This is a genomic window from Salinivibrio proteolyticus (genome assembly GCF_027286365.1).
GTDB lineage: Bacteria > Pseudomonadota > Gammaproteobacteria > Enterobacterales > Vibrionaceae > Salinivibrio > Salinivibrio proteolyticus.
This window is the reverse complement of the sequence record NZ_CP114584.1, coordinates 312,501-322,500: the sequence shown is the minus strand read 5'-3', so window position 1 is coordinate 322,500 and position 10,000 is coordinate 312,501. Positions and strand designations below refer to the sequence as shown.

Genomic DNA, 10,000 nt, shown 5'->3' with positions numbered 1-10,000 from the left:
CAGGACGGAAGTGATGTGCAACGACATCCATCACCGTCTGTTTCATACCTGCGTAGTCAAGTTCACCGAAGTGCTCTTGAATACGATCAGAGCCTAGGTTAGATGTCATGATCACGACCGCGTTACGGAAGTCGACTGTTCGACCTTGACCATCGGTAAGACGCCCATCATCCAACACTTGCAGCAAGATGTTGAATACATCTGGGTGAGCCTTTTCCACTTCATCGAGCAAAATAACGGAATAAGGTCGCCGCCGCACCGCTTCGGTGAGATAGCCGCCTTCTTCATAGCCGACATAACCCGGGGGGGCCCCAACAAGGCGAGCCACTGAGTGCTTCTCCATAAACTCGGACATATCAATCCGTACCATGGCATCACGGCTATCGAACATGAACTCGGCTAGCGACTTACATAGTTCGGTTTTACCCACCCCTGTTGGCCCAAGGAAAAGGAAGGAGCCAATCGGGCGATTTGGATCTGCCAAACCTGCACGACTACGACGAATAGCATTCGCAACCGCACTTACCGCTTCATCTTGCCCGATAACATGCTCATGCAGGGCTGCTTCCATATTGAGCAGTTTTTCTTTCTCGCTTTCTAGCATGCGCGCAACCGGAATGCCGGTTTGGCGCGAGATAACATCCGCGATCTCGCTATCCGTCACGCGGTTTTTCAGCAAGGTCATTTCTTGCATTTCGGCTTGGCTAGCAAGATCCAATTGTTTTTCGAGCTCAGGAATTTTGCCGTATTGCAGTTCCGACATGCGGCTCAAGTCGCCAGCACGACGTGCAATCTCCATATCTGTACGCGCCTGCTCGAGCGCCGCCTTGATGTGTTGTGTCCCCGATACTGCCGCTTTTTCTGTATTCCAGACTTCTTCCAATTCAGCGTACTCGCGCTCTTTGGTGTCAAGCTCCTCTTTCAGACTATCAAGACGCTTGCGGCTGGCAGTATCTTCTTCTTTCTCTAACGCTTGCTGCTCAATTTTAAGTTGCACAATGCGGCGCTCTAAGCGGTCGAGCGATTCGGGCTTAGAGTCGATTTGCATGCGAATGCTCGACGCAGCTTCATCAATCAAGTCAATGGCTTTGTCGGGCAGTTGCCGATCAGCAATATAACGGTGCGATAAACTTGCAGCCGCCACAATCGCTGGGTCGGTAATTTCAACGGCATGGTGCAGCTCATAACGCTCTTTGAGTCCGCGTAAAATCGCCACCGTGTCTTCCACTGTAGGCTCGTTGATCAACACTTTTTGGAAACGGCGCTCTAGCGCAGCATCTTTTTCTACATACTGGCGATACTCATCAAGTGTGGTTGCGCCAACACAGTGGAGCTCCCCGCGAGCCAACGCCGGCTTCAACATGTTGCCCGCATCCATCGCTCCTTCGGCTTTGCCTGCACCGACCATGGTGTGTAATTCATCGATGAATAGAATGACATTGCCTTCTTCTTTCGCAAGTTCATTCAGCACCGCTTTTAAACGTTCTTCGAATTCACCACGGTATTTCGCACCGGCCACCAACGAACCCATGTCTAGCGAGAGAACGCGTTTTTTGCGTAGCCCTTCAGGAACCTCACCGTTGACGATACGCTGAGCTAAGCCTTCCACAATGGCGGTTTTACCGACACCGGGTTCACCGATTAACACGGGATTGTTTTTGGTTCGCCGCTGCAACACTTGCACGGTACGACGAATTTCATCATCGCGACCAATCACAGGATCCAGTTTGCCCTGCTCCGCTCGCTCAGTAAGATCGATGGTGAACTTTTCAAGCGCTTGTCGATTTTCTTCCGCATTAGGGTCATCCACTTGTTGCCCACCGCGAACTTTCTCAATTGCCTCTTCCACTTTTTGACTGGTTAAGCCATGGCTGCGCAACAACTCACCTAATGGTCCTTTATCTTCCACCGCGGCTAACACAAATAACTCAGACGAGATGTACTTGTCTTTACGCTTTTGCGAGATCTTATCGCACAGGTTGAAGAGGATACCGAGATTATTAGAAAGCTGAACTTCGCCGCCGGTCCCTGTCACTTTCGGTAAGCGATCAAGTAATTCAGAAAGGCTAGAACGCAGTTGGCTCACATCTACGTTCATCATGGTGAGTAAAGGGCGAATCGCACTACTATCTTGATTGAGCAATGCGCTCATCAAGTGAACGGGTTCGATATATTGATGATCACGTCCTAATGCCAGTGACTGTGCATCAGAAATGGCGATTTGAAATTTACTGGTAAAACGATCAAGGCGCATAGCTCCTCCCACTTAACACCTTAGCTTGATGAATAAATGGGCACCATCAGTGAGGTTTTCAACCATCGCCACTGACTTTATTTTGTCAGCCAAATACAACTGGCCATACGGCCTGTTTGCCCATCACGTCGGTAAGAATAGAACTGATCTCGTTGCCGGTAAGTACAATGGTCGCCACCATACACGTCCGTGACGCCCATTTTGGCAAGGCGCTGTTTAGCCAGCAGATACAAGTCGGCAAGATATTTCTGATGCGGTTGACGAACGAAAGCTGAGCGAGCCGCCGGGCAGTCGCGCGTAAAAGCGTCATAAACCTCCTGTCCGACCTCAAAATGCATGGGACCGATTGCCGGCCCCAGCCAAGCCATACATTGGGTCGAGTCCGTAAACGTGGCGACGGTTGTCTCTATGACTCCATCGAGTAGCCCTCGCCAACCTGCATGTACAGCCGCAACTTGTGATCCCTGCCGATCGGTGATCAAGACAGGTAAACAGTCAGCGGTCATCACTGTACACACTTGACCAGATACGTCCGTCACCGCCGCATCCGCGTCTGGCAAGCTCTCAACACACGGTAGCCGTACTACCTGTGTACCATGAACTTGATTAAGCCAGGTGATAGGCCCACCAACCAGCGCTTGAAGAATGGCCCTATTTTGCGAGACAACTTCGGCGTCATCCCCCACATGTAGGCCAAGGTTCCAGCCCGAGAAGACGCCCTGACTCGCCCCACCGAGGCGAGTGGTGGTCAGTGCCTTTACATGACGCGGCGCAGGCCAGTCAGGCTGGATACATTCCATTAATAGTCCTCTTCACCGTATTTCGCTTGGTCATCTCTGAGTAGCTCGGTCAACGCGACCATATCCCCAGGAACCGGGGCATGCCATTCCATTTGCTCGCCCGTCACCGGATGATCTAAGCGTAGCATCGCTGCATGCAAAGCTTGTCGTTTGAACTGACGCAAACCTTGAACCAACACATCGTCCGCCTGACGTGGTGGCTTAGCCTTTCCACCATATAAAGGATCGCCTACCAAAGGATGGTTCAAATAGGCCATATGGACACGAATTTGGTGAGTGCGTCCGGTTTCCAATCGCAGCCTTAGCCGTGTATGACCTCGAAAATGCTCCGCAACCCGATAGTGGGTGATCGCGGGCTTTCCTAGCTCGTGTACCGCCATATGGGTGCGCTTGGTGGAGTGACGGCTAATGGGCTTATCCACCAATCCGCCTCCGGTCATATTCCCGATCGCAATCGCCTCATACTCGCGAGTAATTTTACGCTTTTGCAAGGCACGCACTAATCGCGTTTGCGCTGGGATGGTTTTAGCGACAACCATCAACCCTGTCGTATCTTTATCCAGCCGGTGCACGATACCTGCGCGAGGCACATCGCCGATCTCAGGATATAGATACAATAATCCGTTTAAGATAGTGCCATCTGGGCACCCAGCGCCCGGATGCACGACTAAACCTGCAGGTTTGTTAATCACCAACAAGTCATCATCTTCGTAGACAATATCTAGAGGGATGTCTTGCGGGATCCAGCGATTATCGTCTTCCACTTCCGCTTGGATCTGTATCGCTTCTCCCCCCATCACTTTATGGCGAGGCTTATCCATTACCTCCCCGTCTAAGCGCACTTGCCCTGCTTGGATCCATGTTTTGATCCGAGAGCGCGAGTAGTCAGGGAACAGCTCTGCAATTGCTTGGTCGAGTCGTTGGCCCAGTTGGTGGTCTTGAATGTGGTGAGATAATTCTATCTGTTGTGCCATATCGAACTTTTCTGTGATTTCTATGACTAATCCCTCGCGACAGTCGTTATGGCGGCGTGTGGCGTATCGCCCGCTCTCGCCTTTTGCTATAGTCACCTGTCACTGGATAAAATAGCCGGAATAATGACATTGTATCTGTTTGCCGCTGCGACCGTAATCCAGATGGCATAAAAACTTTTCAAGGAAGTGCGATAACCCATGAAACGCCTTACGCTTACTGCGCTGTTAGCCACCTCAATACTCGCGGGCTGTTCAAGTAACAACCAAGTCGTTCAAGATGATCCGCCATCTAAGCTGTATCAAGATGCAGAGGCGCAGTTAAACAAAGGCGCTTGGATCACTGCGATCGAAAAACTCGAAGCGCTAGATTCACGCTATCCGTTTGGCGCATACTCCGATCAAGTCCAGCTTGATCTGATCTACGCCTATTACAAAAACGACGATCTCGCACTCGCAGAAGCCACCATAGATCGTTTTATCCGTATGCATCCAGCTCACCCAGAAAGCGATTGGGTAGTCTATATGCGTGGCTTGGTTCACATGGCGCAAGATCGCAGCCTGATCCACGATATTCTCCGTATGGAGCGTAACGATCGCGACCCAGAACCCGCCAGAAAGGCCTTTGCCGATTTTCATCGCGTACTCGAACGCTACCCTAATAGTGAATATGCTGCAGACGCGAAAGCACGGATGGTGGCACTGAAAAACCGCTTAGCTAACTATGAATTGGCCACTGCGGATTTCTATATTCGTCGCGAAGCTTGGGTTGCCGCCGTGAATCGTTGTCAAGCTATACAGCGAGACTTTCCAGATACAGAGGCCGCGCGCGCTTCTCTACCGCTAATGTTAAAAGCCTACGAAAAGCTGGGACTTGAAGAGCCGGCCCAGAGGACGCGTGAACTCATTGAGAAAAACCCACGCTAAAAGAGAGCGAAGCGCTCAAGCTAAAGCCTCCAAAATTGGCTGGCTTTCCTACACAAATCCCTCGATGAGAATCGAGGGATTTTTTTTGAACCTTTATCTGCCTGACTGATCTCAACAAAAAATCATAAGTTGAGGTAAGTGACTATGTTTTCAACAGATGCTGAGCAATGGGCCAAGGATACCTTCTACCATACCGAATTAGGTGATAGCCGCCGAACCAAGCGTCTGGTTAAACTTGCCTCCTCTCTGGCCAACCACTTAGGACAGTCCCTCGTGCAGTCTTTAAAATCTCCCGCCGATATTGAAGCGGCCTATCGTTTTACTCGGAATCAAGCCATTGATCCACAAGCCATTGCTGAAGCGGGTTTTGCCGCAACAGTTGAACATACAAAGCACTATGATTGCTTACTCGCCCTTGAAGATACAACTTCGCTCGAGTTTTCCCATCAGACCGTTCGGGGAGAAATGGGGCATACCACATCCAATAAGCGCTCCCGAGGGATGCATGCCCATTCTGTCTTGCTGTTTGCGCCAGAAGAGCAACATGTCGTTGGTCTGATTGAGCAAGAACGCTGGACCAGAGATCTCCAGGCCTACGGGCAGAATCAGCGCCATGCGAGCAGGCCTTACATAGAAAAAGAAAGCTATAAATGGGAACGCGCTTCTCGAGCTATGGAAACTCGTCTCGGGAACGGAATTCAGAAGGTTATCTCGGTCTGTGACCGGGAGGCTGATGTTATCGAATACCTGACCTACAAGATCTCGCATCAGCAACGCTTTATTGTGCGTTCAATGCAAAGTCGCTGCATCAAGGAAAGTGAGGAGAGACTTTACCAGTACAGCGACTCCTTGGCGCATGCTGGCACTAGGACGGTTCAGGTTAGGCAGAAAGGCGGTCGCAAGGCTCGTAAAGCCAGCTGCGAAGTGCGTTACGCACCGGTGACGGTGAAGATCCCTGCCAATAAAACAGGTGAGCCTGTGCCGTTATATTACGTGGGTTGTCAGGAAGTTGGCCATGAGAAAGGCCTGAACTGGCATATTCTGACATCAGAGCCCGTCCGGACGAAAGAAGATGCTGCACGCATATTGGATTACTACGAAAAGCGCTGGTTGATTGAGGAGTTTCACAAAGCATGGAAGAGCGGCGGAACTCAAGTCGAAGGCCTGCGGATGCAAAGTGTCACCGATCATGCAAAACTGATCCACTAACGATCATCGAAAACTGATCCACTTGGTATCATCCGTTTATTTTTTGTACGGGTGATTTATGTTAACCAAGGAGACATTTGTGGATATTCATGTTCGCTTTGCACAAGGCCAAAGTATTCGTAAAATTGCCCGTCAATTAGGCATCTCTCGTAACACCGTAAAGCATCATTTGCAGCAGCATCAGATGCACAATTACGCGCAACGAGCACAACCCGCGACAAAACTAGCGCCCTTTAAACCCTATCTCGTCCAACGAATTGAGCAGGCCAAACCCGATTGGATACCTGCCACCGTCTTGTTTGACGAGGTCGTCCAACGCGGTTATCCAGGCGGTATTGCTCAGCTCCGACGCTTTGTGTGTCAGTTTAAGCTTTGTTCCACTCCTGAGCCGGTTGTCCGTTTTGAAACGCTACCAGGGCAGCAAATGCAAATCGACTTTACCACCATTCGTCTCGGTAAACGGCCGCTCAAAGCCTTTGTCGCAACGTTAGGTTACTCGCGCGCCACTTTCGTCAAATTCTTTGATAACGAGCGTGCGCATGCATGGCAACAAGGTTTAAAAGAAGCGTTTGAGTATTTCGGTGGAGTACCCGAGCAAGTGCTGTGTGACAACGCTAAAGCGCTCATCATTGAGCGAGATGCTTATGCACAAGGCGAACATAAGTTGCATGATGAGATGCTACAGATGTCGAAAGACTACGGCTTTAAGCTGGTTGCTTGTAAACCCTATCGAGCTAAGACCAAGGGGAAAGTTGAGCGTTTTAACCACTACTTAAAAAACAGCTTCGTTGTGCCACTTAGCGCCGAATTGCGCGCGCAAAATCTCGAGCTGGATGTACAAATAGCCAACGCAAAAGTCGGCCCATGGTTACAACGTGTGGCGAATCAACGCATTCATGGCACCACGTTAGCTGTCCCTGCTGAGCGCTTGCGAGAAGAAGTGAAACAGTTACTTCCTCTGCCAAAGTTCGTACAGGGTGCAAGCCAACACAAGTGTGCCCCAGATATCCGTATTGTGCCGCCACGAGAGTCCATCAATCTACAACATCCCATGAACGTTTACGAAGCGTTGTTAGGAGGTGACCATGCTACTGCATGAACAAATAGGTCATCTCTGTGACTCACTGAAACTCAGCTCTGTTGCCGCCTCTTGGCCATCGTTGGCTGAGCAATGTATTGCTCAAGAAAAGAGTTATGGTGAATTTCTACGCGCGTTATTGGAAAGCGAGCAACAACAACGAGACGAGCGAACCCGACAGCTTTTCAGTCGTATGGCAGGTTTTCCCGCGCATAAAGAGTTAAGTACGTTTGATTTTAAGTTCGCCACCGGCGTCCCGAAACAGCAGATACAAGAATTAAGTGCGCTGACCTTCATTGAACGTAATGAAAACGTGGTGCTACTTGGACCAAGCGGTGTCGGTAAAACGCATTTAGCTATCGGGTTGGGACTAAAAGCCGTACAGGCTAGAAAGAAAACGCGCTTTATCACTGCTGCTGATTTGATGCTGCAATTATCGACCGCTAAACGGCAAAACAAGCTGAAGCAATACCTCTCTCGCTCCGTGATGGCCCCAAGGTTATTGATCATTGATGAAATCGGTTACCTGCCATTTGGACGAGAAGAAGCGAACCTATTTTTTAATGTGATCGCTAAGCGCTATGAGTATGGCAGCATTATTTTGACCAGTAATCTATCGTTTGGCCAATGGCCAAGCGCATTTGCCGATGATGCGACATTAACGGCAGCGATGTTAGATCGACTACTTCACCACTCCCATGTTCTGCAGTTAAGTGGTGATAGTTATCGATTGAAAGATAAACAACGCTCAGGAGCAATACCTGACTAAAAGGGTGGATCAATTTTGATTGATCGTTTTTAAGCTAAAAGTGGATCAGTTTTCGGTGATCGTTGACACAAAGTAAAGAAAACTTAGAGCGAATGGTCGTGATACTGGCTTTCATCGCGGTGCGGTTGCACCAACTGCGTTACCTCGGACTCAATAAAGAAGAGGCCGAAAAACAGAGTTGTGAAACGATATTAAGCCCGCTGGCTTGGAAGCTTCTGTGGTCTAAACAGGAAAAGAGTAAGCCGCCAAAGCATGCTCCCAGTCTGTATTGGGCGTACATTAATCTCGGGAAGTTAGCCGGTTGGCATGACTCAAAACGTAATGGCCGAGTTGGCTGGGAAAGGTTATGGGAAGGATGGTTTATGTTACAAACCATCCTTGAAGGTTACCTACTAGCCCAGTCTCTTGACCTCTGAGATGTGATCAAGAGACAGCCAAAATTGGGGGCTTTTTTATGCCTGCTAAATACGAATCAGCACGGATCATAATAATGGCTGCCGCTCACACCTCGGCATATCTATATGTAGATGCCACAACGCCCAACGCATCGCGTCCCCCGTACCAGTCTTACGCAAGATTACTGCGATAAGAATTGGCCCCGACTGTCAGTTCAGAGCGTAGTGATTGAGCTTAACGTCTTATGTTCATCTGCTTTGATGATTGAATTGTGTCTGTGTGACGGGAATTTTGCAGCGAGGCGCACAGGGCTAATATACCCTCAAGATGCAAAAAAGCCCCGACCATAAGATCAGGGCTTGGTGTTTTCTCATCAAAGTCTTACGTCAATCTGCTTTGATACTTCAATTCGTTTTTGCCTTCAGATTTTTCAAAAAATCTGAAAACAAGAAAGCAAGCCTGGCGATGTCCTACTCTCACATGGGGAGACCCCACACTACCATCGGCGCTGCTTCGTTTCACTACTGAGTTCGGCATGGAATCAGGTGGGTCCAAAGCGCTATGGTCGCCAAGCAAAATTTTGTGTGTCTTCACTTTTCAGTCAAAACACTTAATCTAGAAAGCTGTTCGTTCTCGCCACAATCAACTGGCTTATTTTAAGTCCAACCCAAAACCTCTTGGGTGTTGTATGGTTAAGCCTCACGGGCAATTAGTACAGGTTAGCTCAACGCCTCACAGCGCTTACACACCCTGCCTATCAACGTCGTAGTCTACGACAACCCTTTAGAGAGCTCGAAGCTCTAGGGATGACTCATCTCGGGGCCAGCTTCGCGCTTAGATGCTTTCAGCGCTTATCTGTGCCGAACTTAGCTACCGGGCAATGCGTCTGGCGACACAACCCGAACACCAGCGGTTCGTCCACTCCGGTCCTCTCGTACTAGGAGCAGCTCCCCTCAATCATCCAACGCCCACGGCAGATAGGGACCGAACTGTCTCACGACGTTCTAAACCCAGCTCGCGTACCACTTTAAATGGCGAACAGCCATACCCTTGGGACCGACTTCAGCCCCAGGATGTGATGAGCCGACATCGAGGTGCCAAACACCGCCGTCGATATGAACTCTTGGGCGGTATCAGCCTGTTATCCCCGGAGTACCTTTTATCCGTTGAGCGATGGCCCTTCCATTCAGAACCACCGGATCACTATGACCTACTTTCGTACCTGCTCGAGCCGTCACTCTCGCAGTTAAGCGGGCTTATGCCATTGCACTAACCTCACGATGTCCGACCGTGATTAGCCCACCTTCGTGCTCCTCCGTTACTCTTTGGGAGGAGACCGCCCCAGTCAAACTACCCACCAGGCACTGTCCTCACCCCGGATAACGGGGCTAAGTTAGAACATCAAACATACAAGGGTGGTATTTCAAGGATGGCTCCACAGCAACTGGCGTCGCCGCTTCAAAGCCTCCCACCTATCCTACACATGTAGGCTCAATGTTCAGTGCCAAGCTGTAGTAAAGGTTCACGGGGTCTTTCCGTCTAGCCGCGGGTACACAGCATCTTCACTGCGATTTCAATTTCACTGAGTCTCGGGTG

The 10,000-nt window shown here is 49.9% G+C and carries 6 protein-coding genes, 2 rRNA genes and 2 pseudogenes (2 of these 10 only partly in view); 5 read left to right on the top strand and 5 right to left on the bottom strand.

Annotated features, from left to right (window positions below):
- The 3 genes from clpB to rluD all read right to left on the bottom strand — a co-directional run.
- On the bottom strand, window positions 1–2,254 hold the 5' portion of the coding sequence (clpB, locus tag N7E60_RS01630; protein WP_269597954.1) for an ATP-dependent chaperone ClpB. Its footprint begins 323 nt before the window's first position; the window shows 2,254 of its 2,577 coding nt (coding positions 1–2,254); its start codon is at window positions 2,252–2,254; its stop codon lies beyond the left edge, outside the window.
- Between the two features lie 77 nt (window positions 2,255–2,331).
- Window positions 2,332–3,054 carry a peptidoglycan editing factor PgeF gene (pgeF, locus tag N7E60_RS01625; RefSeq protein WP_269597953.1) on the bottom strand — a complete coding sequence of 241 codons (723 nt, stop codon included), beginning with the start codon at window positions 3,052–3,054 and terminating at the stop codon, window positions 2,332–2,334.
- A complete protein-coding gene (gene rluD / locus N7E60_RS01620) occupies window positions 3,054–4,028 on the bottom strand; it encodes a 23S rRNA pseudouridine(1911/1915/1917) synthase RluD (RefSeq protein WP_269597952.1) in 975 nt (324 codons plus the stop codon). Before rluD ends, pgeF begins: the two co-directional genes overlap by 1 nt.
- A gap of 198 nt (window positions 4,029–4,226) precedes the next feature.
- On the opposite strand from rluD, the gene bamD reads away from it, so the two are divergent.
- From bamD to N7E60_RS01595, 5 genes and pseudogenes are all read left to right on the top strand, one after another.
- Window positions 4,227–4,952 carry an outer membrane protein assembly factor BamD gene (bamD, locus tag N7E60_RS01615; RefSeq protein WP_269597951.1) on the top strand — a complete coding sequence of 242 codons (726 nt, stop codon included), beginning with the start codon at window positions 4,227–4,229 and terminating at the stop codon, window positions 4,950–4,952.
- Between the two features lie 144 nt (window positions 4,953–5,096).
- Window positions 5,097–6,155, top strand: a pseudogene (locus N7E60_RS01610) (IS4 family transposase); the annotation flags it as partial.
- A 64-nt stretch (window positions 6,156–6,219) separates the two neighbouring features.
- The gene (gene istA, locus N7E60_RS01605) at window positions 6,220–7,260 is read left to right on the top strand and encodes an IS21 family transposase (RefSeq protein WP_269597950.1); all 1,041 of its coding nucleotides are present in this window, start codon (window positions 6,220–6,222) and stop codon (window positions 7,258–7,260) included.
- A complete protein-coding gene (gene istB / locus N7E60_RS01600) occupies window positions 7,247–8,008 on the top strand; it encodes an IS21-like element helper ATPase IstB (protein WP_269597949.1) in 762 nt (253 codons plus the stop codon). The genes istA and istB overlap by 14 nt, the downstream gene beginning before the upstream one ends.
- 68 nt (window positions 8,009–8,076) lie before the next feature.
- Window positions 8,077–8,424: pseudogene (locus N7E60_RS01595) on the top strand (IS4 family transposase); the annotation flags it as partial.
- A 437-nt stretch (window positions 8,425–8,861) separates the two neighbouring features.
- On the opposite strand, the gene rrf reads toward N7E60_RS01595, so the two are convergent.
- Both rrf and N7E60_RS01585 read right to left on the bottom strand, forming a co-directional pair.
- Window positions 8,862–8,977 (bottom strand): 5S ribosomal RNA (rrf, locus tag N7E60_RS01590).
- Window positions 8,978–9,092: 115 nt separating this feature from the next.
- Window positions 9,093–10,000: ribosomal RNA gene (locus tag N7E60_RS01585) — 23S ribosomal RNA — on the bottom strand; it runs 1,980 nt beyond the window's last position.